This is a genomic window from Achromobacter sp. ACRQX, assembly GCF_022346505.1.
Classification (GTDB): Bacteria; Pseudomonadota; Gammaproteobacteria; order Burkholderiales; family Burkholderiaceae_B; genus Achromobacter; species Achromobacter animicus.
The window spans coordinates 96624-123535 of the sequence record NZ_JAKRML010000004.1; the positions used below are offsets into that span (position 1 = coordinate 96624).

The window sequence follows — 26912 nt, forward strand, 5'->3', positions numbered from 1 at the left end:
GACATGCAACTGACCCAAAACACCATCTTCATCACTGGCGGCACTTCCGGCATCGGCCGCGCGCTGGCCGTCGCTTTCCACGACCTGGGCAACAAGGTCATCATCGCCGGCCGCCGGCAGGCGCTGCTGGACGAAATCGCCGCGGCGCATCCGGGCATCGAAGGCATCCAGCTCGACGTCTCAGACGCTCAGGACATCGACCGCGTCGCCAAGACCCTGATCGCCAAGTACCCGTCGCTGAACGTGCTGATCAACAATGCGGGCATCATGCCGTTCGATGACCCGTCGGCCACGATCGACGACGCCGTGTCGCAGCAGATCCTGGAAACGAACCTGCTGGGTCCGATCCGCCTCACGTCCGCCTTGATCGGTCATTTGAAGGCGCAGCCTCGCGCGACGATCATCCATAACACGTCGATCCTTGCCTACGTGCCGATCGCCTCGAACGCCGTCTATTCCGCATCCAAGGCCGCACTGCATTCGTACGCGTTGTCGCAGCGGTTCATGCTGCGCGACACCAACGTGACGGTCCAGGAAATCGCGCCGCCGTGGGTCGACACGGACCTCATCAAGAAAAGCGGCGATCCGCGCGCCATGCCGCTGGATGCGTTCATCGCCGAGACGATGCAGAAGCTGGCGACGGACGCGCCCGAGGTGCTGGTCGACGCCATCCGCGATCTGCGCGACAACCCCGGCTCGAACGAGCATGGGTTCGTGAATGCCTTCAATCAAAGCCTGGTCGACAATCCGATCCCGGTCTGAGGCAACGAAAACGCGGCGCCCTGCGGGCGCCGTCTCACTTTGGATAGACGTCATGACAACGAACGCTGACACGGCAGGCGCGGCGCCTGCCCGTGCATCCACGGCGGCAAGCGGTGACGCCGGACTGCTGCCCGCCGGCTTCCTGGCGCTGGGCACCTTCGCCATCGGCACGGAAGGCTTCATGATTGCGCCGCTGCTGCCGACGATGGCGGCGGACTTCGGGATGACCGTGCCGCAGATGGCATCGCTCATCGTGGTGTTCACGCTGACGCTGGCGTTGAGTTCGCCGGTCATGACGGTCCTGACCGCGCGCTGGAATCGCCGCGCCGCCCTGCAGCTTGCCATGGGGTTGTTTGCGCTGGGCAACGTGCTGGCGGCCTGGTCTCCCGCTTTCTGGACATTGATGGCGGCGCGTGTCGTCATGGCGGTGGCGGCGGGCTTGTATGTGCCCAACGCCAACGCCCTGGCAGGCGTGATCGTGGCGCCTGAGCGGCGCGGCAAGGCGCTGGCCATCGTCAGCGCCGGCATGACGCTGGCGATCGCGCTCGGCCTGCCGCTGGGCGCGATGACCGGACACTTCTTCGGCTGGCGCGCCACGTTTTCGATTGTCGCGGTGATGAGCCTTGTGGCCATCGCCGGCATCCGCGCCGGCATCGCAGCGGACGCGGGCGCCGGAATTCCGGTGGCGACGCTTCGGCAACGGCTTGCCGTCGTGCGACAACCGGCGATTGTCCGGCTGCTGTCGGTCAGCCTGTTCTGGGCGATCGGGGCGTTCACGGCCTACCCGTTTCTCGCGCCGTATCTGGCGAGTGTGCTGGGGTTTGACGAGACCGGCATCAGCGCGACGGTGTCCCTATGGGGCGTTGCGGCTGCGCTGGGCGTGACGACGGGCGGCGCCTTGTCCGACAGAATGGGCGCGAACCGCGTCGTGCGGATGTCGCTGACCGTGCTGGGGCTGGCGTTCCTAGGCTTGTCGCTGGCGACGGCGCTGGCCGCATCGAACGCCTTGGCGCCCGTGCTGTTCGCCGTGTTCCTGTGGGGCTTTACCGTCTGGTCGTTCTTTCCCGCACAAATGGCCCGCCTCATCGGGGCCGGTTCGCCGGGACAGGCGCCGGTGGCGCTGGCGCTGAACACGTCGACCATGTACTTCGGTTTTTCGGTCGGCAGCGCGCTGGGCGCCGCGATCCTCGGCGCGGGCGCGATCTGGGGCATCGGACTCGCGGCCGCGATCGCGCAGGCAGCCGCGTTCGGACTGGACCGGCGCGTCCGGACGCAGGGCTAGTTGCGCCCCCGCCCTGTCCTAGGCCCGCCCCGCCGCCACGTTCACGCTGATCGCGATGATGAACACGTTGAAGAAGAACGCGATGACGCCATGCGTCATCGCCATCCGCCGCAGCCGCCGGTTGACGATCTGCACGTCTGACACCTGGAACGTCATGCCCAGCACCAGCGAGAAATACGCGAAGTCCCAATAGTCGGGGTCGTCCGAACCTGGAAAATCCAGGCCCTTGCGCATGGCGTTCTTATGGCCGTAGTACCCGTGCGCATAGTGCAGCGCGAAGATCATGTTCATGTAAAGCCACGACAGCACGATGGTCACGGCGGCGGCCAGCGTGTCCACCAGGGCACCGACGCTGCTTTGCGCATGCAGCTCCACCCACAACGCGACCAGCACCATGCAGGACAGCGCGACGCTGCTCCACAGGACGCCGGTGCGGCCCACATCGTGCTGGCGGGCGTGCAGGCGCATGGAAGCAGCGCTGGTGCGGCTGAACACGCGCACGGTCAGGATCAGGAAGACCAGCGCGCCGGCGTCAAAGCCCAGCAGGAGGGCGAGGCTGGGCGTCAGGCCTGCGGCGTATAACCCGCCCGCGACGACGAGCAGCAGGCCGGCGCACAGCATCAGCCGGCGATGGGCGTCGAAGAACGGCAGCGGCTCGGCATTCGACGCCGCGCCGGCGCCGGCATCGCGGGGCGTGTCTTGCTCGGCGCGGTCATTCGGGGCGCTGCGGCCCCGGGCGCTTTCATCTGAAGCGTTTTCGTCTGAAGCGTTTTCGTCTGAAGCGTTTTCGTCGCTGAGCGGCTGCATGGCGGGCTCCTGTCCGCAGTGCGCACCCGTGGCGCTTATCGCGCGCTGGGCTCGCAAGAGTTCCCTACGCTAACTGATACCGAGCAAACCGGCCAGCGCGCCCGCGAACAGCAGCCACAACGGGTGAATCCGCGTGACGCTGCCCAGGATCGCCACGATGGCGGCGATGGCGCCCAGCAACCACGTATGGACAGACGCCTCGGTGATGAGCGAGGCGCTGGCCGCGACCAGGCCCACGGTCATCGGGAAGATGCCCGCCTGAATGACCCCGCGCCACGGGCGGTCCTTGAATCTTTCCCACAGGCCCAGCGCGATGACGGTGATGATCGACGACGGGCCGAATTTGGCGATGGTCGTGGCAAGCACGCCCGGCAACCCCGCGACGTGCCAGCCGACCAGCGTGACGACCATCAGATTGGGCCCCGGTGCGGCCTGGCCCAGCGCGAAGAGCGCGGAAAAGTCGGCGGCGGTCATCCAGCCGTGCACCTCCACGACCTGGCGCTGCATCTCGGGCAGGATGGTGTTGCCGCCGCCGAAGGCCAGCACGGACAGCTGGGTGAAGATCAGGACGAGCGCGATCAGTGTGTGGATCATCGACGTTGCCTCCAGACCATCAGGATGCTGAGCGGCGTCAGGACCGCCATGGTGGGCAGCAACGGAATGCGCAACACGGCAATCGCAATGAAACAGGCGGTGGCGACCACGCCCGCCAGCCAGTCGCGGCGCTTGATGACCGGCATGCCGATCTTCACCGCCATCGAGATCAGCAACCCGGCCGCGGCGGCGGCCAGGCCGGCGAACAGGTGCTGGATGTCGGGATCGTTCTGGAACCGGTCGTAGACCATGCCCAGCATGATGACGATGATGGACGGCGCCAGGATCAGGCCCATCAGCGCGGCAAAGGCGCCGCGCGGACCGCGGAATTTCATGCCCAGGGCGACGGACAGGTTGATGATGTTGCCGCCCGGCAGGAACTGGCACAGGCCCAGCAGTTCGGTGAATTCGGCGCCGGTCAGCCAGCGGTGCTTTTCGACGACCATGCGGCGGGCCAGGGGCAAGGCGCCGCCAAAGGCGGTCAGGCCCAGCACGAGGAATCCGTAGAACAACTGGCCGCAAGTGGGGGGAGGCCGTACGCCGGCCTCGTCAAGGGGAAGTGCTGCGTTCATTTTTTTGGTGGCCGGCGCAAGGCCGGCGATGGGAGCTGGCGGGGGGGCCGCGCCAGAGGTGGATAACGAACTTGCAGCGTACGCTTCGCCTTGAATAATGTCTAATATATGACAAGTTCAAAACTCATATCGAACACATATGGCAAGCGTAGATTTACGGCTCCTGCGTTATTTCCTGGCGGTTGCCGAGGAATCCCACCTGACCAAGGCCGCCGCCCGGCTCGGCATTCGTCAGCCCCCACTCAGCCAGCAGATCCGGGTGCTGGAGGCTGAGCTAGGCGTGACCCTGTTCCACCGCCTGCCGCGCGGCATGGAACTCACGGAAAGCGGCCGCGCGCTGCTGGATGACGCGCGCAACATCATCGCGATGGTGGACCAGGCCGTGGACGGTGTGCGGCGGGTATCGCAGGGCGAGGCGGGCCGCTTGACGGTGGGGTTCACGGGGTCGGCGGCATTTCATCCGTTCGTGCCGTCGGTCATCCGCCGTTTCCGCGAAAGCGCGCCGCACGTGCATCTGGTGCTGGAAGAGAGCAGCACCGGGGAACTGCGCGAGGCCGTGGCCGAAGGACGCATCGATGTCGCCTTCATCCGTGGCGCGCACGCGGACCCGGGCGTACAGATGGAAACCGTGCTTGAAGAGGCCATGCTGGCGGCCTTTCCGGCCGACCATCCCGCCGTCAAGGGCCGCACGCGCAAGCGCATCGCGCTGTCGGAACTGGCGGACGAATCGCTGATCCTGTACCGGCGTCACAGCGGCCCGGGTCTGTACGATGCGATCATTGCGGCCTGCAGCGCCGAAGGCTTCAGCCCGCGCGTCACGCAGGAAGCGCCGCGCATGCTGTCCACGCTGAGTTTTGTTGCCGCGGGGCTGGGCGTGTCGCTGGTGCCGGCGTCGCTGCGCCGCGTGAACATCGAAGGCGTGGTGTACGTCAGCGTGACGCACCCGAAAGCCCTGCGCGCGCCGCTGAACCTGATCTGGCGCGATGCGCCGCTGTCGGGCGCCGCGCGCAAGCTGATCGACGAGGCACGGCGGCAGCGGGACGCATCGCCGGCGGCGGAAAGCCAATAGACCCGCCAGTAAACCCGCCAATAAACCCGCCAGTAAACCCGCCGGTAAACCCGCCGCTGGACCCGCCGCTGAACCCCGCCGGCAGAACGCCAGTAGGCCCCGGCGCTACACTTGCCGCCACCGCATCCTGCATAGACCAACGTCTTTCCATGCTTTCCGAATCCCCCATCGGCGTGTACGACTCCGGCGTCGGCGGGCTGAGCGTCCTGCGCGCGATCCGCGACGCGCTGCCCGACGAGTCCCTGCTCTACGTCGCCGACTCCGCCCATGTGCCCTACGGGGAAAAGACCCAGGCGTTCGTCGAGCGCCGCGCCTGCGCCATCGCCGACTATTTCGTGTCGCAGGGCGCCCGCGCCATGGTGGTGGCCTGCAACACCGCCACCGCCGCGGCGATCGCGTTGCTGCGCAAGCGTCATCCCGAACTCATCATCATCGGCGTCGAACCCGCCATCAAACCCGCGGCGCACCTGACGCACACGGGTGTGGTCGGCGTCTTTGCCACGACGGGGACGCTGGCCAGCCCCAAGTTCGCCGCGCTCGTGCAGCGCGAGGCGCCCGAGGTGCGCATCCTGCTGCGCCCTTGCCCGCAGTGGGTCCGGCTGGTCGAGCAAGGCGTGCTGTCGGGCCCCGAGGCCGTTGAGGCCGTACGCGCACCGGTGGCCGAATTGCGCGAGGCCGGCGCGGACGTGCTGGTGCTGGGCTGCACGCACTTTCCCTTCCTGCGCGACGTGATCCAGGACGCCGCCGGCGCTGGCGTGCCGCTGCTGGAAACGGGCGCGCCGGTGGCGCGCTGGCTGCGCCACCAACTGCAGGAACGCGGCCTGCTGAGGGAACGCGGTCCGGGCGGCCTGCGCTTGCAGACCACCGGCGAAGCGCCCGCGCTGGCGCAGCAGGCCAGCCTGCTGCTAAGCACCGCAATGACGGCGGAGACGGTGCCCGACGCGTGGCGGGGAACGCCCTCCCCTTGATCCGACGCATCGCCGGGGCGCCGCCGGCGGGGCGAATGTGGGATACAGTGGAACGCACGCCCCCCCACGGTTCGCAAGGAGACGCTCATGAAACGCATCCTGATTCCCGTCGACGGTTCGGAACCCGCTCTGAACGCGGTCAAGGCGCTGCTCGACGCGCGCCGCTACGATCCCGTCGAACGCGTGGACCTGCTGACAGTCCAGATTCCCTTGAAGGCCGGCGCGTTCGGCAGCGGCCTGTCGCAGGAAGAGATCGACGCCTATCACCAGGAAGAAGGCGAGGCCGCGGTTGAGGCCGCGCGCGCACTGCTGACGCAGGCCGGCGTGCCGTTCGAGACCCACATCCAGGGCGGCGCAGCCGCCGAGACAATCGTGCGCGTGGCCGAGGAAACCGGCGCAAACGAGATCTTCATGGGGACACGGGGGCTGGGGTCCGTGTCGGCGCTTTTCATGGGGTCGGTCGCCACGGGCGTGCTGTCCCTGACCGAACTGCCGGTCACGCTGGTCAAGTAAGGAGCTGCGATGCTGAATATCCTTGTTCCCGTCGACGGCTCCGAAAACGCCGATCGCGCCGTCATGTACGCCCGCCGCCTCGCGCAGGGCGCCAAATCAGCGCGCATCCATCTCATCAACATCCAGACCCCGCCACGCGGACGCGCCGGGGTGTCGCGCCTGATCACGCAGGACATGATCAATGACTTCTACGCCCGCGAAGGCCGCGAAGCGTCAGAAGAGGCGCGCAAGCAGCTGGATTCGGCCGGCGTGGACTATGTCAGTCATGTCGTCTTTGGCAACGCGCCGGCGGAAATCGCGGGTTATGCGCTGGACCATGGCTGCGCGCGCATCGTCATGGGCACGCGCGGCAATGGCAAGCTGACCAACATCCTGATCGGGTCGGTCGCCAATCAGGTCGTGCAGTTGGCGCACGTGCCGGTCACGCTGGTGAAGTAGGCGCGCGTCATGCCTGACCTGCGCATCCTGCCGGCGGCCGTCCTGGCGTTGACGCTGCTCAGCGCCTGCGGCGAGGTTGCCAAGCTGCCCGTCGAAGCGGGCATGGGTCCTGATCCCCAACTGCCGCCGCCCAACACCACGCTCATTCCCACGGTGAACACGGCCAAGGCCGTGGGCTGGCAGGACGGCGCGCAGCCGACGCCCGCCGCCGGCCTTGCCGTCACCGCCTACGCCAGCGGACTGGACCATCCGCGCTGGCTGTACGTGCTGCCCAACGGCGATGTGCTGGTCGCCGAGACCAACGCGCCGCCTAAGCCCGAGGACGCGCCGGGCGGCATCAAGGCGTGGGCCACGGGGTTGGTGATGAAGCGGGCCGGCGCCAAGACCGTCAGCGCAAATCGCATCACGTTGCTGCGCGACGCCGACCACGACGGCGTCGCCGAAACGCGGACCGTCCTGCTGCAAGACCTGAATTCACCGTTCGGCATGGCGCTCGTCGGCAGCCATCTTTATGTCGCGAATGCGGATGCACTCGTGCGCTTTCCCTTTACGCCGGGGCAGACGCACATCACCGCCCCCGCCGAGAAGGTCACCGACCTGCCTGCGGGCCTGAACCATCACTGGACCAAGAACCTCATCGCCAGCCCGGACGGGTCGCGGCTGTACGTGTCCGTCGGCTCGAACAGCAACGTGGGCGAAAACAGCATGGACATCGAGGAGGGCCGCGCCGCCATCTGGGAGCTGGACGTGGCCAGCGGCCAGAAGCGCCTCTTTGCGACGGGGTTGCGCAATCCGGTCGGCATGGCGTGGGGGCCGGACGGCAAGACGCTGTGGACGGCGGTCAACGAGCGCGATGAACTGGGCAGCGACCTCGTTCCCGACTACATGACCTCTGTGCGCGACGGCGGCTTCTATGGCTGGCCGTACAGCTATTTCGGCCAGCACGTCGATACGCGTGTGACGCCGCAGCGGCCGGATCTCGTGGCGCAGGCCATCGTGCCCGATTACGCGCTGGGCCCGCACACCGCCTCGTTGGGCTTGGCGTGGTCCGGCGGCGCCAAGCTGCCGGCGCCCTTCGTTCACGGCATGTTCGTCGGCCAGCACGGGTCTTGGAACCGCGATCCGCGCAGCGGCTACAAGGTGATCTTCGTGCCCTTCGACCAGAACCAGCCCGCCGGTCCGGCCCTGGACGTGCTGACCGGATTTCTCAATGACGCCGGCCAGGCGCAGGGCCGGCCGGTTGGCGTGGCCATCGACGCGCAGGGCAGCCTGCTGGTGGCGGACGACGTGGGCAACGTGATCTGGCGCGTGGGGTCCAAGCCGTAGCCGTCCGCGTCCGGCGTCTTGGGCCGCACGCCCACCCGCCCCTACAATGGCCGCTCCCGAATTCCAGACTGGAGCGAGCATGAGCACGGAAAAAGTGGCGATCCTCACGGCGGCCGGCAGCGGCATGGGTGCGGCGGCGGCGCGCAAGCTGGTGGCGGACGGCTACCGCGTGGCCATCCTGTCCTCGTCCGGCAAGGGCGCGGCGCTGGCGCAGGAACTGGGCGGCCTGGGCGTCACCGGGTCCAACCGCTCGACCGAAGACCTGTCCCGCCTGGTTGAAGCCACCCTGCAGAAGTGGGGCCGCGTCGATGCGGTGGTCAACAGCGCCGGCCACGGTCCCAAGGGCCCGCTGCTGGAGATCAGCGACGACGACTGGCATCTGGGCATGGAGTTCTATCTGCTGAACGTCGTGCGCATCACCCGCCTGGTCGCGCCGGTGATGAAGCAGCAGCAGTCCGGCGCCATCGTCAACATTTCCACCTACGCCACCTTCGAGCCGGAAGCGCTGTTTCCGACGTCGGGCGTGTTCCCCGCGGGCCTGGCCGCCTTCACCAAGGTCTTTACCGACGAATACGCGCAGCACAATGTGCGCATGAACAACGTGCTGCCCGGCTTCATCGACAGCCTGCCCGAAAAGGAAGACCGCCGCGTGCGCATTCCGATGGGCCGCTACGGCACGGCGCAGGAAGTGGCGGACCTGATCGCGTTCCTGGCCTCCGATGCGTCGTCCTACATCACCGGCCAGAACATCCGCATCGACGGCGGCATAACGCGCTCCGTGTGACCCGTGCGGTATGACGCGTGCGCGACGCGTCATATCCGCCTGATCTCATGCGTTTGGTGTAGTCCCTCGTCCGAATGACGGTATTGAAGGCCCCGCCGGGCTTTTAGTACCGTAAGTTTTTGCATTCGATGAGGTGCCCGGCGCATGACCGCTACGCCGTCAGCGGCTGCGCAGCAGTCCGCATCCCCTACCCCCGGCCAGGCCTCGCGCTTTCTGGCGCAGGCGACGTTCGGCCCCACGCCGGCCGACATCGACGCCGTCGTGCGCGGCGGCTACGCGGCGTGGCTGGACGCGCAACTGGCGATGCCGCCGTCGCAGACGCACTTCGACTGGCTGCTGCAAAAGAACCGGAACACCGAGGCTTTCAAGGGCAACGGCATCAACGCGCCGCTGGAATCGACGTTGTGGCGCAAGTTCATCAGTGCGCCCGATCAGGTGCGCACGCGGGTTGCGTTCTCGCTGTCGGAGATCTTCGTCGTCGGCGTTTCGTCCATCACGGCGTCGTGGCCGCTTTTTGGCGCGGCGGGCTTCATGGACCTCTTGGCCAAGCACGCGCTGGGCAACTACCAGGACCTGCTGACCGCCGTGACGCAGAACCTGTCGATGGGCTGCATGCTGACCTATCGCGGCAACCGCAAGGAAGATCCCAAGACCGGCCGCCACCCCGACGAAAACTATGCGCGCGAGGTGATGCAGCTGTTCAGCATCGGCCTGCTGGTGCTGAACCAGGACGGCACGGTGAAGATGGTGAACGGCGCGCCCGTCGAAACCTACACCAATGCGGACGTGCAGGGGCTGGCCAAGGTCTTCACGGGCTGGGACATCAACGGTCCGGAGACGAACGTGGAGTTTCATCGCCGTCCCATGGCGCTGAACAACGCGTTGCACTCGATGTCGGAAAAGCGCTTCCTGGGCGCGGTCATCCCGCCCGGCACCGACGGCCACCTGTCGCTCAAGCGCGCCATGGAGGTCATCAGCGCCCATCCCAACGTCGGGCCTTTCATCGGCATGCAGCTCATCCAGCGCATGGTGACCAGCAATCCCAGTCCCGCGTATGTCGGCCGGGTGTCGGCCGCGTTCAACGACGACGGCACGGGCCAGCGCGGCAATTTGAAGGCCGTGGTGCGCGCCATTCTGCTGGACCCCGAGGCGCGCCAGCCGGACCTGTCTTCGCCCCATTGGGGCAAGGTGCGCGAGCCCATCCTGCGCTTTTCGGGCTGGGCCCGCGCATTTGGGGCCACGTCCACCAACGGCGAATGGGCCATGCCGGACACCACGGACAACACGATCCGGTTGGCGCAGAGTCCCATGCGGTCGGCCACGGTGTTCAACTTCTTCCGGCCCCGCTACGTGCCGCCGGTCACCGAACTGGCCCGCCGCCATCTGGTCGCCCCGGAACTGCAGATCACGGACGAGACCAGCATCGCGGGCTACCTGAACTTCCTGGCGATCTACGCGGACCGCGGCTGGGAGGATCTGCAGACGAGCTATACGCCCGAGATCGCGCTGGCCAAGGATCCTGAAGCACTCGTGGCGCGCGTCGTGCTGCTGCTGGCGGGCGACGCCTTCAGCGCACGCACGGCGGCGTCCATCGCCAAGGCCGTGGCCACGCTGCCGCCGGACCGCCCGCGCGACCGGGTTCGCGCCGCGATCATGCTGGTGGCCGCCACGCCTGAATACCTGGTGCAGAAATGACAGACCGCCGCGACCTTGACCGCCGTGCCTTCCTGCTGCGCGCCTTTGCGCTGGGCGCGACCCGCGCGGCCGCCCCGCTGGCGCTGAACCTGGCCGCCATCGGCGCCGCCGCCGCGCAATCCGCCCCGCCCTCGTACAAGGCGCTCGTGTGCGTCTTCCTGTACGGCGGCAATGATCCCTACAACACGCTGGTTCCGTACGATCCGTCGTCGTACCGCGCGTATTCCACGGCGCGCAGCGATATCGCGCTGCCCCGCGACGCGCTGCGCGCCACCCTGCTGCGCGGCAAGGCCGACACGCAGGGCGGCATGCAGTTTGCGCTGGCCCCCGCGCTGGCGCCGCTGGCCCCGCTGTACGAACGTGGCGACATGGCGGCGCTGCTCAACGTGGGACCGCTGATCGTGCCCACGACCAAGGCCGAATACATCGGGGCGCGCGTGCCCCTGCCGCCCAAACTGTTCTCGCACAATGACCAGCAATCGGTCTGGCAGGCACTGGCGCCGGAGGGCGCATCGTCGGGTTGGGCCGGCCGCCTGACGGATCTGTTCGCGGGCGCCAACGCGCAGCGCACCTTCACCGGCATCACGGCGGGCGGCAGCACGGTGCTGCTGGCCGGGCGCAAGGTGGCCGGTTATCGCGTGGGCATCAACGGCTCGACACAGATCGACCTGCTGCATCGCGACATGTACGGTTCCAGCGCCTGCACCGCGCTGCTGCGAGACCTGATCACCGAGCCGCGCGAACACCTGATGGAACGCGAGATGTCGCGCATCGCCGCGCAATCCATCTCGGCCGACACGCGCCTGCGGGCCGCCTTGGCGGACGTCGCCGTGCCGGGGGATTTTTCCACGCCGCTCGCGCAGCAACTGCGGATCGTGGCGCGCATCATCGCCGCCCGCGACACGCTGGGCGCGCGGCGTCAGGTGTTTTTCGTGTCGCAGAACGGCTATGACAACCACACCGGACTGAACGACACGCACCCGGCACTGCTGAAGGAGATGGGCCAGGCGCTGGCGGTGTTCCAGAGCGCGCTGGCAGAGATGGGCGTAGCCGATCAGGTCACCACCTTCACGGCCTCCGAGTTCGGCCGCACGCTGGGTTCCAACGGCAACGGCTCGGATCACGGTTGGGGCTCGCATCACTTTGTGCTTGGCGGCGCGGTCAACGGCGGCCGCTGCTACGGCGCCCACCCGGAAATCGCGCTGAATGGGCCTGGATTCGTCGACAACGGCCGGCTGCTGCCCACTACGTCGGTGGATCAGTTGGGCGCAGACCTGGGCGCGTGGTTCGGCGCCAGCCGGGACGATCTGCGGACGGTGTTCCCGAATCTGCGGCATTTCGGGCCGGAGCCGTTGGGGATGTTGAAGGGTTAGGCACTGGCGCCCACCGCGCAACCGATCTATAACGTCAGGCAACCCGCCCGCCATCCGGCGGCGCCCGCGTTCCCCCCTTCCCTTCGCACCGCAACATGAGCCTCACCCCCGATCTGGCGTTGCAGCCCGCCACCGAAGAAGACGTGCCGTTCCTGCTGTCCCTGCGCAAGCGCACGATGACGGCGTATCTGGAGCGTGCCGGCATTCCGGTGGACGATGCCGAGCACCTGGCGCGCATCCACTACCACTTTGACGACGCCCAGATCGTCTGGCTGGCCGGCCGTCCTGCCGGCCTGTTCAAGCATTACCGCGATCCAGCGGGCTGGCGCATCGTGCAGATCCAGATCGATCCCGACTTCCAGGGTCAGGGGCTGGGCCGCCGGCTGCTCGCCAAGGTGCTGGACCGGGCGGACAAGGAAGGCGCGCCAGTCACCCTGAGCGTCCTGAAAGGCAATCCCGCCCGGCGGCTGTACGAGGCGCTGGGCTTCACTTCCGTGGAGGAGACCGAGCTGGAGCATGAAATGCGGTATGACCCCGGCGCGGTCCGGCCGGGCGCTTGAACCCTTCGCGGCAGCTTTTTTCCGGACCGCTGGAATAAAGCGGCCCCGGCCGGCGTCCGTAGAGGGCAGTCCCCCAATCCTTTCCCTCTACGAGGCACACCATGCGCAAACACACCGCTGCGGCCCTGGCTCTTGCCTGCGCCGCCCTGTTCTCGGCCGGCGCCCACGCCCAGGCCATCAAGACCCAGAACGGCATTCTGGTCGATAGCGCCGGCATGACGCTGTACACCTTCGACAAGGACACCGCGGGCAAGAGCGCCTGCGTTGACCAGTGCGCCAAGGCCTGGCCGCCCGCCATGGCCACCGGCGACGCCAAGCCGATGGGCGACCTGACGGTCATCACCCGCCCCGACGGCAGCAAGCAATGGGCCTACAAGAACAAGCCGCTGTACCTGTTCGCCAAGGACACCAAGCCGGGTGACAAGACCGGCGACAACTTCAAGGAAATCTGGCACGTCGTCAAACCCTGATCCGGACTGCTGCCCGATCAGACCATGCGCGCCGAAGACGAAGCCCAGATCCTGGCCTGCATCCCCAGCCTGCGGCGTTACGCGCGCGGGCTGACGGGTGACCCCGACCGGGCCGACGACCTCGTTCAGGACACGCTGGAGCGCGCATGGAGCCGCTATTCCCGCTGGCAGCGGCGCGGCGAACTGCGCGCCTGGATGTTCGGCATCATGCACAACCATTTCATCGACGGTGTGCGCGCCGCCAGCCGGCGCACCGACCAGACGGCGCCGGGCGACCTGCCCGACGCGCCGGTGCGCGCCACCCAGACCGATCAGCTTGAAGTGCGCGACCTGGACCGCTGCCTGCAGGCCCTGCCGGCCGAGCAGCGCGAGGTCCTGCTGCTGATTGCGGTCGAAGACCTTTCCTACCAGGAGACCGCACGCATCCTGTCGGTGCCCATCGGCACCGTCATGTCGCGCCTGTCGCGCGCCCGCGAAAAGCTCGGCGCACTGATGCGCGGCCGCGATGCCGCGCCGCGCCTGCGGCCCGTTCCCACCCCGCGTGAAATGCCATGACCGACAAACGCCTCCACCCGGTTCCCGCCGCGGGCACGCCGATCACCGAAGCCGATCTGCATGGCTACGCGGACGGCCAGCTCTCCGCCGCGCGTCATGCCGAGGTGGCCGCCTTTCTGGCCGCGCATCCGCAGGACCAGACGCGTGTGGACGACTGGCAGGCGCAACGGCGCGCGCTGCATGCCTTGCTGGACCCCGTGCTGGACGAACCGCTGCCGCTGCGCCTGCCGCTGCGCGCCCCGGCACGGACGTGGCCGTGGCGCGCGATGGCGGCCAGCGTGGCGATTGCCGCGGTCAGCGCCAGCCTGGCGTGGTTCGCGCGCGGCGCCGTCGACGCGCGTCATCTGCAAGCCGCGCTGGCCACCGCCAGTCCCGAGCGCGCGGCGGGCGGCTACGCCCAGCGCGCCGCCATCGCCCACGCCGTGTTTGCGCCCGACATGGGCCGGCCCGTTGAAGTCAGCGGCGAGAACGAGAAGGCGCTGGTGACCTGGCTGACCAAACGCATGGGCGCGCCGATGCGCGCACCGTCGCTGTCGAAAACGGGTTACGAACTGATCGGCGGACGCCTCCTGCCCGGCGGCGCGGGGCCCGTCGCGCAGTTCATGTACGGCGCTGCCGATGGGCAGCGCCTGACCTTATATGTGACGCGGGAAGCGGCAGGCGGGCAGACCGCCTTCCAGTTCACGCAGGAAGGGCCCGTCCGCGTGTTCTATTGGGTCGAAGGCGAGTTCGGCTACGCGCTGTCCGGCGCGGTCAGCCGTGATGAGTTGCAGCGCGTGTCGCAGGAGGTCTACCGGCAGCTTCAGGGCTGAAGACAGGGGCTGGGAACCGAAACCCGCCAACTGCCCTCGACCAGTCAACCGGCGCTGGCGCGCGCCTCGTGCAGCATGTGCAGCGTGATCTTGCGCACCTCGGCCTTGCTCATGTCGATATGGGATCGCAGCAAGCGCGCAGCCTCATCGGTGCGGCGCGCCAGCACCGCACGCAGGATGGCCGCGTGTTCGTCGTACGTGGCGTCCACCCGGAAGTCCTTCGTGAAATCCAGCCGCCGCACGATGCGGATCTTTTCCGTCACGTCGCGGTGGATCTGCGCCATCTCGGGGTTGCCGGCCGCGGCGACCAGCGCGCAATGAAACGCCTCGTCCAGCTGCCCCACCAGCCGGCCGTCCAGGATGCGCTGCGCGGGCGGCACCAGCCACACGTCGGTCAGCGCGCCCAGCATCCCCGCCCGGTCCATGTCTTGCCGCGCGCACAGCTTGTCCACCGCCGCCAGCTCCAGCACCACGCGCACGTCGTACAGCGCCTCGAAGCGCTCGAAATCGAACGGCCGCACCTGCCAGCCGCTGCGCGGCCGCGCCAGCACGAAGCCTTCGCGTTCCAGCCGCGCCAGACCCAGCCGCACCGGCGTGCGGCTCACGCCAAGCCGCGCCACCAGATCGGCCTCCGTGAAGCGTTCGCCGGGCAGCATCCGGAAGCCGAACAGGTCGTCCTTGATGCGCTGGTAGACCTGATCGGCCAGCGAGCCCGCCAACGCCGGCGACTGACGGATGGCCGGACCGGCCTGGACGGCTTCCAGCCGCATCATCCGGTCACGACGCACGTGGCGTCTTCGGTGATCACGACGAGCGGATCGCCCGCGTTGACGGGCTTGCCGGGCACGCACCGGATGGCGGACACCGTGCCGGACGCCGGCGCGATGACGGACAGTTCCATCTTCATGGCCTCGACCACCACCAGCGTGTCGCCGGCCGACACGCTCTGCCCCACCTGGACCGGGATCTTCCAGATGTTGCCGCACATGTCCGCGCTGACCAGGCGTTCGCCCTCGCGCAGCACGGTCTCGGCCTCGGGCTGCGCGGCGGGGGGGTCGGCAGCCACATCCTCGCTCTTCCACAGCGCCACCTCGGCATCGAAGGCCGTCTTCTGGCGCGCCTGGAACGCGGCAATGCTGTCCGCCTGCTCGGCCACAAAACGCTGATGCGCCGCGAAGTCGAATATCTCTTCTTCGATGCGGACCGTCGCGCGGCCTTCGCGGAAGTCTTCGCGCAGCACATCCAGTTCGGCTTCGGTGACCGGATAGAACCGCACCTGATCGAAGAAACGCAGCAGCCAGGGCTTGCCGTCCTGGAACACGGGATTCTTCAGGAACTTGTTCCAGATGGGCAGCGTGCGTCCCACCAGCTGATAACCCCCGGGCGAATCCATGCCGTAGATGCACATGTAGACGCCGCCGATGCCCACCGTGCCCTCGGCGGTGAAGGTGCGCGCCGGGTTGTACTTGGACGTCAGCAGGCGGTGGCGCGGATCGATCGGCACCGCGCACGGCGCGCCCAGATAGACGTCGCCCAGGCCCATGATGAGATAGCTGGCGTCAAAGACGATGCGGCGCACCTCGTCGCGCGAATCCAGGCCGTTGATGCGCTGGATGAAGTCCACGTTGTTCGGCAGCCAGGGCGCGCTGGCGCGCACGGTTTCCTGATAGCGCTGCACCGCGCCCAGCGTGGCGCTGTCTTCGAAGGCCATGGGCAGGTAAACGACGCGCGTCGGCACCTTCAGCGTCGCGACGTCGGCCAGTCCTTCCTCGATCTTCAGCAGCCTGGCGATGAGCGCGCCCTGCAGGATCACCCGGCTGTCGTAGCGGATCTGCAGCGAGCGCACGCCCGGCGACAGCTCCAGCACGCCGGCCACCGGGTTCGCGTTCAATGCTTCCATCAACAGGTGGATGCGCATGCGCAGCGCCAGGTCCAGCACGTTGTCGCCGTATTCCAGCAGCAGGTAGCCGTCGCCCGCCTGCCGGTACGACACCGAGGGACGCGATCCTTCAGCGGGCAGCGCGGCCACGATCGTCTCGGAGACGGTCGCGGGCACGGGCGTCGGCTCCGTCGCAGCGGGAACCGCCGGCGCCAGATCGGCAATGCGGCGGTCCTGCGCAGCTTCCAGCGCCACGGCCTGCGGGTAGTCGATGCGCACGAAGCGGATGCGGTCGCCGGGCTTGACCTGCCCCACCTTCCACAGTTCGGCGCGGGCAATGGTGACCGGGCACACGAAGCCGCCCAGGCTGGGGCCGTCGCGCGTCAGGATCACGGGGCTGTCGCCCGTGAAGTTGATGCTGCCGATCGCATACTCGCAATCGTGGATGTTGGACGGGTGCAGGCCCGCCTCGCCGCCGTTCTCACGCGCCCACGTCGGCTTGGGCCCGATCAGCCGCACGCCCAGGCGGTTGGAGTTGTAGTGCACCTCCCAGTCGGCCGCGAAGAACGCGTCGATGGCTTCCGTCTGAAAAAAGTCCGGCGCGCCGTGCGGGCCGTACAGCACGCCGATCTCCCAGGTGCTGCCGTATTCGGGGATCAGCGCCGCAGGCGCGGCCTGCGGCAGCGTCTCGGGCGGCGCGGCCGTGGCGCCCGCCAGCTCGGGGCGGATCACGGGCAGCATGTCGCCTACGCGCAGCGTGCGGCCGGCATGGCCGCCGAACTGCCCCAGCGCAAACGTGGAGCGGCTGCCCAGATACGGCGGCACGTCCAGACCGTTGCGCACCGCCAGGTAGCTGCGGCAGCCGGACAGCGCACGGCCGGTGGCCAGCACCTGACCCGACGTAACGAAGATCGGCTGCCACATCGGGACGGGTTCGCCGTCCAGCGTGGCGGCGCACGAGGCGCCGGTCAACGCCACGACGGCGTCGCCGTGAAAGCGCAGCGTGGGTCCGACCAGCGTGGTCTCGATGCCGGCCGCGTCCGGCGCGTTGCCGACGATGCGATTCGCGACCCGAAACGCGTAGTCGTCCATGGGACCGGACGGCGGCACACCGATGTCCCAGTAGCCCGCGCGGCCGGGATAGTCCTGCACGCTGGTGTAGGTCCCGGCTTCCACGACCTCGATCGCCGACGGGCGATACGCAAAGCTTTCCAGAAAGCACGTGGACAGCTGCCCAGCGCGAAAGCGCGCATCGGCCACGATCTGGCGCAGGTAATCCAGGTTGGTCGCAATGCCGTGCAGGCGCGTGCGCGCCAGCGCGTCGGCCAGCTTGTCCAGCGCGGCCTCGCGCGTGTCCGCATGCACGATCAGCTTGGCCAGCATCGGGTCATAGAACGCGGGCACGTCCGTGCCGGTTTCGACCCAGCCATCGACGCGCACGCCTTCCGGGAACGAGACCTCGGTCAACACGCCTGGCGACGGCTGGAACTGGCGCAGCGGATCCTCCGCATACAGGCGCACTTCAATGGACGCGCCTTGCGGCGCGCGCGACATGGCTGCGAAATCCAGCGGCTCGCCTGCTGCCACGCGCAACATGCACTCCACCAGGTCCAAGCCGGTGACGGCCTCGGTCACCGGATGCTCGACCTGCAGGCGCGTGTTGACCTCCAGAAAATAGAAGGCGTCGCGCCCCGGATCGTAGATGAACTCCACCGTGCCGGCAGAGCGGTAGTTCACCGATTCGCCCAGCTTGACGGCGGCATCCAGCAGCGCGGCGCGCGTGGCGGCCGGCAGCAACGGCGCGGGGGTTTCTTCGATGACCTTCTGGTTGCGGCGCTGCACCGAGCAGTCGCGTTCGCCCAGCGCCAGCACGCGGCCCGCACCGTCGCCAAAGATCTGAACCTCGACGTGCCGCGCGTTGTCCACATACCGCTCGATGAACGCGCCGCCATCGCGAAAGAAGTGCTCGCCCATGCGCTGCACGCTGTCGAACGCCACGGTCAGTTCCGCCTCGTTCTCGCAGCGCGAGAGCCCAATGCCGCCGCCGCCCGCCGTGCTCTTGAGCATGACGGGATAGCCGATGCGCTCGGCCTGCGACAGCGCCTCACCCAGGCTGGACAGGAGCCCGGTGCCCGGCGTCATCGGCACGCCAGCTTCCGCAGCCAGCTCGCGCGAGCGGTGCTTCAGCCCGAACTCGCGTATCTGCAGCGGCGTGGGGCCGACGAAGGCGATGCCCGCGGCCTCGCAGGCGTCCGCGAATTCAGCGCTTTCCGACAGAAAGCCGTAGCCGGGATAGATCGCCTGCGCACCCTGTTCGCGTGCGGCGGCCAGCAGCAGGTCCATGCGCAGGTAGCTGTCGGCCGCCTTCTCGCCGCCCAGCGCCACGGCCACATCGGCCTCGCGCACGTGCGCGGCGTTGCGGTCCGGGTCGGAATAGACGGCCACGCTGCGGATGCCCAGCCGCTTGAGGGTGCGGATGGCGCGGACGGCGATTTCGCCGCGGTTTGCAATCAGAACAGTATCGAACACGGTGCGACTCCCTGAGGTGAGGGCGGGGTTATGGAGTGGGTAGCGGGTAGTCAGCAGGTGGCGGCATTCAGGCTGGCCAGATAGGCCCGCCAGCCGCCGAACGCGGTGATGTCGCGCGCGCCCTCCAGGCCGCGCGGTTCGCAGATGAAGCCCTTGACCAGCCGGCCGTCGGCCAGCTCCAGCGTGCCGATGCCCAGCGGCGCGGGAATCTCGGCCACAAACGCGCCGAAGGCCGTCACCGGCACGTCCCACAGCTCGACCTCGATGGCGGCGCCGCTGTCCATCTTCACCAGCCCGGGCTTGGGCGGTGTGGTGTTGGCCAGGGCGAAGAGGCGGTAGTCGCCCGCCGTCGCCGTCTTCTCGACAAACACCGCGTGGCGCGACGTCAGTTGGTGGTTGAGCGGCATGCCGGTCAGATGCGCGCCCACGACGGCGACGCGCACGGTGTCCGCGGACGGTGCGCCATCCGCCGCCAGCGCGGGCAGCGGCATCCCGGTTGCGCCCAGCGGCAGCCCGCGCCGCGCCTGCCATTGCTTGCCGAACTGCGCCAGCGCGCGATCCTGCCACGCCAGTCCGATCAGCGTGATGCCGGACGGCAGCCCATCGGCGCGCATGCCGGCCGGCACTGCCAGCGCGGACAGATCGGCCAGATTGGCGAAGTTGGTGTAGACACCCAGGCGGGAATTGAGCGTGACGGGGTCCGCTTCAAGCTGGGCGATGGTATAGATGGACGGCGAGGTCGGCACGACCAGCGCGTCAAAGCCTTCCAGCGCGCGATGGATCTGGCGGGTGAGCTCGGCGCGCCGGTACTCGGCCTTGAACGCGTCCAGCGCGATGTAGTTCGCGGCCTGTTCGACAATGCCGCGCACCACCGGATTGATGGCGCCGGGGTTCTCTTTCCACAACGATTCCACGGCCGCAAAGCGTTCGGCGACCCATGGCCCTTGATACAGCAGCGCGGCCAGTTCGCTGAACGGCGCGAAGTCGATGGTCTCGACCTGGGCGCCCTCGGCACGCAGTGCACGCACCGCGTCGTCGAACACGGCGGCGGCCTGCGTGTCGCCAAAGAATTCCAGCGATGCGGGCACCGCCAACCGAGGCGCCTTCGGCCACGGCAGCGACGCGCCAACCGGCATGGGGCGCGAATACGGATCGGCATCGTCGTACCCGCCGGCCACTTGCGCCACCTTGTCGGCGTCGTCCACCGTCAGCGCAAAGATCGATACGCAGTCCAGCGTGCGGCACGCCGGCACTACGCCTGCGGTGCTGAGCCAACCCTTGGTCGGCTTGAGCCCGACGATATTGTTGAAGCCGGCCGGCACACGCCCGGAGCCCGCGGTATCGGTGCCCAGCGAAAACGCCGCGATGCCGCGCGCGACCACCGATGCCGAACCGGAGCTGGAACCGCCGCTGACGTAGGCGGGATCGAACGTGTTGGCCACGGCGCCATGCGGCGATCGCGTGCCCACCAGGCCGGTCGCGAACTGGTCCAGATTCGTCTTGCCGATGAGGATGGCGCCGGCCGCGCGCAGACGGCGCACGACGGTGGCGTCTTCCTGCGGTGTATAGGCGAACTCGGGACACGCCGCGGTCGTGGGCCAGCCGGCCGCATCGATGTTGTCCTTGATCGCGAAGGGAACGCCATACAGCGGCAGGCGCGAGATGTCGCCGCCCGCCGCGGCCAGCAAGAGACGCAGGCCGTCGAGCTGTTCGTCGAGCTGCGCGCGGTCCACGCGCCGGATCCAGGCATTGTCTTCGACGTCATCCGGCGCGGCCACATGGCCGGCCAACAAGCCTTCAGGCTGCGCACCGTCGCGGTAGGCGGCCTGCCATTGCGCGATCGTCCAACCGGCGGGGTGCTTCTGCGTTGCTGCGGCATTCATGCTGGAATCCTTTCTTGTATACAAGTACGGATTCCCAAGCAAAGTGCGTGCCATGTTGGCCGCGCACGCCGCTTTCCCTCTGAAGCGCGGCAAGACCGCGCGCCTGGCGCTTTCGCAGGCCATCGCATCGGCATGCACGCCGCACCGTCATCGCGCGCAACACGCACCGATTCTGTGCAGACGGCACCGTTCTGATCCCCGTCGCGCGGCGCCGCCATCGCCACGCGCCTTCGCGTAAACCCGCCCGCTTCATACAGCAGCCGCATGCCTGCCAAAACTTGGCACGCGTTTTGCTTTTGAGTCTCTGTGCGACTGCATTTTCAGAACGTTCTCTCGCCGGCCAGGCCGGCACCTTCCATCCAGGAGTCACCATGAAACGCAGACTAGCCCTTAAGCAACTGACCGCCGTGAGCCTGTTGGCCATGACAGGATGGATGCCGCAGGTCCATGCCGCCGAGGACACCATCAAGGTCGGCATCCTGCATTCGCTGTCGGGCACCATGGCCATCTCGGAAACGTCGCTCAAGGACGTGGCCCTGATGACCATCGACGAGATCAACGCCAACGGCGGCGTGATGGGCAAGAAGCTGGAAGCCGTGGTGGTGGACCCCGCCTCGAACTGGCCGCTGTTTGCCGAGAAGTCGCGCCAGCTGCTCGCGCAGGACAAGGTGGCGGTGGTCTTCGGCTGCTGGACCTCGGTGTCGCGCAAGTCGGTGCTGCCGGTGTTCAAGGAACTGAACGGTCTGCTGTTCTACCCCGTGCAGTACGAAGGCGAAGAGCTGGAGAAGAACGTGTTCTACACGGGCGCCGCGCCCAACCAGCAGGCCATTCCCGCCGTCGAATACCTGATGAGCGAAGACGGCGGCGGCGCCAAGCGCTTCGTGCTGCTGGGCACCGACTACGTCTATCCCCGCACCACCAACAAGATCCTGCGCGCCTTCCTGCATTCCAAGGGCGTGAAGGACAGCGACATCGACGAGGTCTACACCCCGTTCGGTCACTCCGACTACCAGACCATCGTCGCGAACATCAAGAAGTTCGCCACGGGCGGCAAGACGGCCGTGATCTCGACCATCAATGGCGACTCGAACGTGCCCTTCTACAAGGAACTGGGCAACGCCGGCCTGAAGGCCACCGACGTGCCGGTCGTGGCGTTCAGCGTGGGCGAAGAGGAACTGCGCGGCGTCGACACCAAGCCGCTGGTCGGCCACCTGGCTGCGTGGAACTACTTCCAGTCCGTCAAAAACCCCGTCAACGACGCATTCATCGCGAAGTGGAAGGCCTACGCCAAGGCCAAGAATCTGCCCAACGCCAACACCGTCGTGACGAACGATCCGATGGAAGCCACCTACATCGGCATCCACATGTGGAAGCAGGCGGTTGAACAGGCCAAGACCACCGACGTCGACAAGGTCATCGCAGCGATGGGTGGGCAGAAGTTCAACGCGCCGGACGGCTACACGATCGAAATGGACAAGACCAACCACCACCTGCACAAGCCCGTCTACGTCGGCGAGATCAAGGCGGACGGCCAGTTCAGCGTGGTGTGGAAGAGCAAGGGTCCGATCCGCGCCCAGCCGTGGAGCCCGTACATCCCGGGCAACGAAGGCAAGCAAGGCCTGTAGTCTCAACCCCAAGGAAAAGGTAGCCATGCGCATCGCGGCAATCGCACACTTCTTGCGTCGTTTCCTCCTGGCATGGCTGATCGCCGTGCCGGCGCTGGCCGCGCCCGCGGCCGCCGCCGGCGTGGACCAGGCCCTGCTTGCGCCGCTGGCCGGCGACGACACCGACGCCAGGCTGCAGGCGATTGCCGCGCTGGGCCAACTGCCCGATCCCGCTGCGGCCGCGGTGCTGCAGGCGCTGGGCAGCGACCAGCTCTACGCCACTGCCGACGGCCGCGTGCTGATCGGCGCCGGCGGGTCGCGCGCCACTGACCCTTCCACGAGCGCTGCCGTGGACCTGCCCGCGGACGCGGGCACGATTTCCATCAACAACCGCCTGCGCCGCGCCATCGAGGCCGCGCTGGCGGGATCCCGCCTGTTCTCCGACAACGCCAACGAGCGTCTTGACGCGGCCCGGCGGCTGCAGCAGACCGGCGACCCGGCGCGCCTGCCGATGCTGGAAAAGGCGCTGGCTGCGGAGAAGAGCGAGGCCGTGCGCGGCGCACTGCTGATCGCGCAAGCCAATCTGGAACTGAAAAGCGAAGACCCCGCCAAGCGCCGCCACGCGGTGCAGGTGTTGGGCGACACGAAGAATGCGGCCTTCCGGCCCACGCTGGCGGCCCTGACGCAGGAGCGCGACGGGACGTACACCGAACCCGACGCCGGCGTCCGCGAGGCGGCGGCCAATGCGCTCAAGCAGATCGACCGGCACCTGGCCACGATCGAATGGGCCGGCAATCTCTTTTACGGCGTGAGCCTAGGCAGCGTGCTGCTGCTGGCCGCGCTGGGCCTGGCCATCACCTTCGGCCTGATGGGCGTCATCAACATGGCGCACGGCGAACTGCTGATGATCGGCGCGTATGTGACGTACGTGGTGCAGACGGTGTTTCGCGCCTGGCTGCCGGGCTGGCTGGACTGGTATGTCGTGGCCGCGTTGCCGCTTGCCTTCGTGGTGACGGCGCTGGTGGGCATGGCGCTGGAACGCACCGTGATCCGCTGGCTGTATGGCCGTCCGCTTGAAACGCTGCTGGCCACCTGGGGCATCAGCCTGATGCTGATGCAGGGCGTGCGGTCGCTCTTCGGCGCGCAGAACGTGGAGGTCGGCAACCCCAGCTGGATGTCGGGCGGCGTAACGGTGTTGGGCGGGTTGGTGCTGACCTACAACCGGCTCGTCATCATCGGCTTTGCCTTCTTTGTGGTGTTTCTGGTGTGGGCCCTGCTGAACCACACGCGGCTCGGCCTCTTTGTCCGCGCCATCACGCAGAACCGGCGCATGGCCGACTGCGTGGGCGTGCCCACCGGCCGCGTTGACATGCTGGCCTTCGGCCTGGGCTCGGGCATCGCGGGGCTTGCGGGCGTGGCGCTGTCCCAGCTGGGCAACGTGGGGCCGGACCTGGGCCGCGGCTACATCGTCGACTCGTTCATGGTCGTGGTGCTGGGCGGGGTGGGCCAGCTGGCCGGCACCGTCATCGCCGCGCTCGGCCTGGGCGGCGTGAATAAATTCCTTGAGCCTTACGCGGGAGCTGTCATGGCCAAGATCACCATCCTGGTGCTCATCGTGCTGTTCGTCCAAAAGCGGCCACAAGGCCTGTTCGCCCCCAAGGGCCGGAGCGTCGAATGAAACAGACCGCGCTGACCGACCTGAACCTGCTGGCGCGCCGCCCGATCTTCTCGGGCCGCGTGTGGGCGGCGCTGGCCGCGGGCGTCGTCCTGCTGGCGCTGTTGCCGCTGATGAATCTGGTGTTTCCGCCCGGCCATGCACTGCATGTGTCGGCCTACGCCGTGGCCTTGATGGGCAAGTTCATGTGCTACGCCATGGCGGCGCTGGCGCTGGACCTGGTGTGGGGCTATGCGGGCATCCTGTCGCTGGGCCATGGCCTGTTCTTTGCGCTGGGCGGCTACGCGCACGGCATGTACCTGATGCGCGCCATCGGCCGCGACGGCGTCTACCAGAGCGACCTGCCCGACTTCATGGTGTTCCTGGATTGGAAGACCTACCCCTGGTACTGGTCGTTCACCGAACACTTCTGGTACGCGATGCTGCTGGTGGTGCTGGTGCCGGGCGTGCTGGCCTTCGTCTTCGGCTACTTTGCCTTCCGCTCGCGCATCAAGGGCGTGTACTTCTCGATCATTACCCAGGCGCTGACCTTTGCCGCGATGCTGCTGTTCTTTCGCAACGACACGGGGTTTGGCGGCAACAACGGCTTTACCGATTTCAAGCGCATTCTGGGCTTTGACATCACCGCGCCGGGCACGCGCGCGACGTTGTACTGGGTGACGCTGGCGGCGCTGGCCGGCGCGCTGATTCTTGCGCGCATGGTCACGCAGAGCAAGCTGGGCCGCGTGCTGACCGCCGTGCGCGATGCCGAAAGCCGCGTGCGCTTCATCGGCTACGACCCGCTGGGCTTCAAGCTGTTCGTATGGACGCTGTCGGCCGTGCTGTGCGGCATCGCCGGGGCGCTGTACGTGCCGCAGGTCGGCATCATCAATCCCGGTGAAATGTCCACCGAGAACTCCATCGAGATGGTCATCTGGGTGGCGACGGGCGGGCGCGGCACGCTGATCGGCCCCATCATCGGCGCGGGCGCCGTCAACGGCCTGAAGACCTGGTTCACCAGCGTGCTGCCGGAATACTGGCTGTACGCGCTGGGCCTCATCTTCGTGCTGGTGACCCTGTTCCTGCCCACCGGCATCGTCGGTCTTGCCCGCCGCATCGCGGCCCGCGTCCAGGAGAAAAAGGCATGACCACCACGCACACCGAATCGGCCACGCTGGACGGCGGCCCGAGCGGCGACGCCGGCTATGGCCGCGTCAGCCCCAAGGGCCTGGACACCAGCCACGGCGCCATCCTGTACCTGGAAGGCATCACGGTCAGCTTCGACGGCTTCAAGGCGTTGAATGATCTGACGCTGGATATCGGCGTGGGCGAACTGCGCTGCATCATCGGCCCCAACGGCGCCGGCAAGACCACCATGATGGACGTCATCACCGGCAAGACGCGGCCCACGGCGGGCACGGCCTACTTCGGCCAGAGCATCGACCTGACGACGCTGAGCGAGGCGCAGATCGCGCACGCGGGCATCGGCCGCAAGTTCCAGCGCCCCACGGTGTTCGAACAGCACACCGTGTTCGAGAACCTGGAATTGGCGATGAAGACGGACAAGCGCGTGCGCCCCACCCTGTTCTCGCGGCTGTCCAGCGAACAGGCCGACCGGATCGGCGAGACGCTGGACCTGATCCGGCTGCGGCCCGAGGTATGGCGGCCCGCGGGCCTCTTGTCGCACGGCCAGAAGCAGTGGCTGGAGATCGGCATGCTGCTGATGCAGGAGCCGCAGTTGCTGCTGCTGGACGAACCCGTGGCCGGCATGACCGACGCCGAGACCGAACGCACCGGCGAACTCTTGAATGAACTGCGCGGCCGGCATTCCCTGATGGTGGTGGAACACGACATGGACTTCGTGAACCAGATCGCGGGCGATGGCAAGGTGACGGTGCTGCACGAAGGCTCGGTGCTGGCCGAAGGCCCGATGAGCCGTGTGCAGGCCGACCCGCGCGTGATCGAAGTCTACTTGGGGCGCTGAACATGCTGGACGTAAGCACGATCGACCAATACTACGGCGGCAGCCATACCCTGCGCGGCGTGTCGCTGTCGGTGCGGCAAGGCGAATGCCTGGCGCTCCTGGGCCGCAATGGCGTGGGCAAGACAACGCTGCTCAAGTGCGTCATGGGCGTGCTGCCCGTGGCGCGCGGCGGCATCGCCTTCGACGGCGCCGACATCACGCGCCTGGCGCCGCACCAGCGCGCCGCGCGCGGCATGGCTTATGTGCCCCAGGGCCGCGACATCTTCGCGCGGCTGACGGTCGAAGAAAACATCCTCATGGGCATGGCGACCAAACCCGCGGCCCGCGCCCGCCGCATCAAGGAGGAAGTCTTTGAACTGTTCCCGGTGCTGAAAAGCATGCTGTCGCGGCGCGGCGGCGATCTGTCTGGCGGGCAACAGCAGCAGTTGGCCATCGCGCGGGCGCTGGTGGCCGAGCCCAAGCTCATCATCCTGGACGAGCCCACCGAAGGCATCCAGCCGTCCATCATCAAGGACATCGCGCGGGTTATCCACATGCTGCGCCAGCGCGGCGACATCGCGATCCTGCTGTGCGAACAGTATTTTGATTTCGCGCGCGAACTGGCGGACCAGTTTGTCGTGCTGTCGCGCGGCGAGGTGGTGGCAAGCGGCGGGCGCGATGCCATCGACGGCGAGGACGTGCGGCGGCATCTGTCGGTGTGACGGCGGCGCGGCGCCGGACTGCGGCGCGGTAGATGGACTATGCTCCGGGTCTTGCCTTGCTCAATGGCATGGCGCAGTTGCATTGTGCAGATTCATCG

At 67.7% G+C, this 26912-nt stretch carries 25 protein-coding genes; 19 read left to right on the forward strand and 6 right to left on the reverse strand.

Annotation, left to right across the window (positions count from 1 at the left end):
- Nucleotides 1-3: 3 nt before the first annotated feature.
- The gene (locus MHZ91_RS05765) at nt 4-762 is read left to right on the forward strand and encodes an SDR family oxidoreductase (protein WP_239212880.1); all 759 of its coding nucleotides are present in this window, start codon (nt 4-6) and stop codon (nt 760-762) included.
- Nucleotides 763-814: 52 nt separating this feature from the next.
- Nucleotides 815-2044 carry an MFS transporter gene (locus tag MHZ91_RS05770; protein ID WP_239212882.1) on the forward strand — a complete coding sequence of 410 codons (1230 nt, stop codon included), beginning with the start codon at nt 815-817 and terminating at the stop codon, nt 2042-2044.
- A gap of 18 nt (nt 2045-2062) precedes the next feature.
- On the opposite strand, the gene MHZ91_RS05775 is transcribed toward MHZ91_RS05770, so the two are convergent.
- The 3 genes from MHZ91_RS05775 to MHZ91_RS05785 form a co-directional block, all read right to left on the reverse strand.
- Nucleotides 2063-2851, reverse strand: coding sequence for a DUF1345 domain-containing protein (locus MHZ91_RS05775; protein WP_239212884.1), 789 nt, complete (start codon nt 2849-2851; stop codon nt 2063-2065).
- Between the two features lie 69 nt (nt 2852-2920).
- Nucleotides 2921-3445: a chromate transporter gene (locus MHZ91_RS05780; protein WP_218343089.1), complete on the reverse strand. Its 525-nt coding sequence runs from the start codon at nt 3443-3445 to the stop codon at nt 2921-2923.
- On the reverse strand, nt 3442-4017 hold the full coding sequence (locus MHZ91_RS05785; RefSeq protein ID WP_175186300.1) for a chromate transporter: 576 nt from the start codon (nt 4015-4017) through the stop codon (nt 3442-3444). Before MHZ91_RS05785 ends, MHZ91_RS05780 begins: the two co-directional genes overlap by 4 nt.
- A gap of 139 nt (nt 4018-4156) precedes the next feature.
- Here MHZ91_RS05785 and MHZ91_RS05790 point away from each other — a divergent pair, with 139 nt between their 5' ends.
- From MHZ91_RS05790 to MHZ91_RS05845, 12 genes are all read left to right on the forward strand, one after another.
- Nucleotides 4157-5086 (forward strand): LysR substrate-binding domain-containing protein, encoded by a 930-nt coding sequence (locus MHZ91_RS05790; RefSeq protein ID WP_175124492.1) that lies wholly within the window; start codon nt 4157-4159, stop codon nt 5084-5086.
- Nucleotides 5087-5235: 149 nt separating this feature from the next.
- A complete protein-coding gene (murI, locus tag MHZ91_RS05795) occupies nt 5236-6054 on the forward strand; it encodes a glutamate racemase (protein ID WP_239212886.1) in 819 nt (272 codons plus the stop codon).
- Nucleotides 6055-6141: 87 nt separating this feature from the next.
- Nucleotides 6142-6567, forward strand: a complete 426-nt coding sequence (locus tag MHZ91_RS05800; RefSeq protein WP_175124490.1) for a universal stress protein — start codon at nt 6142-6144, stop codon at nt 6565-6567.
- A gap of 9 nt (nt 6568-6576) precedes the next feature.
- On the forward strand, nt 6577-7005 hold the full coding sequence (locus tag MHZ91_RS05805) for a universal stress protein (RefSeq protein WP_239212888.1): 429 nt from the start codon (nt 6577-6579) through the stop codon (nt 7003-7005).
- Nucleotides 7006-7014: 9 nt separating this feature from the next.
- Nucleotides 7015-8331, forward strand: a complete 1317-nt coding sequence (locus MHZ91_RS05810) for a sorbosone dehydrogenase family protein (protein ID WP_239212891.1) — start codon at nt 7015-7017, stop codon at nt 8329-8331.
- Between the two features lie 79 nt (nt 8332-8410).
- Entirely contained in the window at nt 8411-9115 is a 705-nt protein-coding gene (locus MHZ91_RS05815) for an SDR family oxidoreductase (protein ID WP_239212893.1), read from the forward strand.
- A 144-nt stretch (nt 9116-9259) separates the two neighbouring features.
- On the forward strand, nt 9260-10810 hold the full coding sequence (locus tag MHZ91_RS05820) for a DUF1800 family protein (protein ID WP_239212895.1): 1551 nt from the start codon (nt 9260-9262) through the stop codon (nt 10808-10810).
- On the forward strand, nt 10807-12183 hold the full coding sequence (locus tag MHZ91_RS05825) for a DUF1501 domain-containing protein (protein ID WP_175137730.1): 1377 nt from the start codon (nt 10807-10809) through the stop codon (nt 12181-12183). The genes MHZ91_RS05820 and MHZ91_RS05825 overlap by 4 nt, the downstream gene beginning before the upstream one ends.
- Before the next feature lie 95 nt (nt 12184-12278).
- A complete protein-coding gene (locus tag MHZ91_RS05830) occupies nt 12279-12743 on the forward strand; it encodes a GNAT family N-acetyltransferase (RefSeq protein WP_239212897.1) in 465 nt (154 codons plus the stop codon).
- A gap of 101 nt (nt 12744-12844) precedes the next feature.
- On the forward strand, nt 12845-13213 hold the full coding sequence (locus tag MHZ91_RS05835) for a hypothetical protein (RefSeq protein WP_239212899.1): 369 nt from the start codon (nt 12845-12847) through the stop codon (nt 13211-13213).
- Between the two features lie 24 nt (nt 13214-13237).
- The gene (locus MHZ91_RS05840) at nt 13238-13768 is read left to right on the forward strand and encodes an RNA polymerase sigma factor (RefSeq protein ID WP_175124480.1); all 531 of its coding nucleotides are present in this window, start codon (nt 13238-13240) and stop codon (nt 13766-13768) included.
- Complete coding sequence (locus MHZ91_RS05845) at nt 13765-14580, forward strand: anti-sigma factor (RefSeq protein WP_239212901.1); 816 nt, start codon at nt 13765-13767, stop codon at nt 14578-14580. The genes MHZ91_RS05840 and MHZ91_RS05845 overlap by 4 nt, the downstream gene beginning before the upstream one ends.
- Nucleotides 14581-14624: 44 nt before the next feature.
- Here the strand turns inward: MHZ91_RS05845 and MHZ91_RS05850 are convergent, their stop codons facing one another.
- Genes MHZ91_RS05850 through atzF form a run of 3 tightly spaced genes read right to left on the reverse strand, consistent with a single transcriptional unit; the run spans nt 14625 to nt 20871 of the window.
- Nucleotides 14625-15353 (reverse strand): GntR family transcriptional regulator, encoded by a 729-nt coding sequence (locus MHZ91_RS05850; protein WP_217481052.1) that lies wholly within the window; start codon nt 15351-15353, stop codon nt 14625-14627.
- Complete coding sequence (gene uca / locus MHZ91_RS05855) at nt 15350-18988, reverse strand: urea carboxylase (protein WP_239212903.1); 3639 nt, start codon at nt 18986-18988, stop codon at nt 15350-15352. Before uca ends, MHZ91_RS05850 begins: the two co-directional genes overlap by 4 nt.
- 50 nt (nt 18989-19038) lie before the next feature.
- On the reverse strand, nt 19039-20871 hold the full coding sequence (gene atzF, locus MHZ91_RS05860; RefSeq protein ID WP_239212904.1) for an allophanate hydrolase: 1833 nt from the start codon (nt 20869-20871) through the stop codon (nt 19039-19041).
- A gap of 371 nt (nt 20872-21242) precedes the next feature.
- Between atzF and urtA the strand changes: the two genes are divergently transcribed.
- The 5 genes from urtA to urtE are packed head-to-tail and all read left to right on the forward strand — an operon-like array spanning nt 21243 to nt 26814.
- Entirely contained in the window at nt 21243-22496 is a 1254-nt protein-coding gene (gene urtA / locus MHZ91_RS05865) for an urea ABC transporter substrate-binding protein (RefSeq protein ID WP_239212905.1), read from the forward strand.
- Nucleotides 22497-22521: 25 nt separating this feature from the next.
- Nucleotides 22522-24153 (forward strand): urea ABC transporter permease subunit UrtB, encoded by a 1632-nt coding sequence (gene urtB, locus MHZ91_RS05870; RefSeq protein WP_239212906.1) that lies wholly within the window; start codon nt 22522-22524, stop codon nt 24151-24153.
- Nucleotides 24150-25277, forward strand: a complete 1128-nt coding sequence (gene urtC, locus MHZ91_RS05875) for an urea ABC transporter permease subunit UrtC (protein ID WP_175137722.1) — start codon at nt 24150-24152, stop codon at nt 25275-25277. The genes urtB and urtC overlap by 4 nt, the downstream gene beginning before the upstream one ends.
- Entirely contained in the window at nt 25274-26113 is an 840-nt protein-coding gene (gene urtD / locus MHZ91_RS05880) for an urea ABC transporter ATP-binding protein UrtD (RefSeq protein WP_239212907.1), read from the forward strand. Before urtC ends, urtD begins: the two co-directional genes overlap by 4 nt.
- 2 nt (nt 26114-26115) lie before the next feature.
- The gene (gene urtE, locus MHZ91_RS05885) at nt 26116-26814 is read left to right on the forward strand and encodes an urea ABC transporter ATP-binding subunit UrtE (protein WP_056571844.1); all 699 of its coding nucleotides are present in this window, start codon (nt 26116-26118) and stop codon (nt 26812-26814) included.
- The last annotated feature ends 98 nt before the right edge of the window (nt 26815-26912 follow it).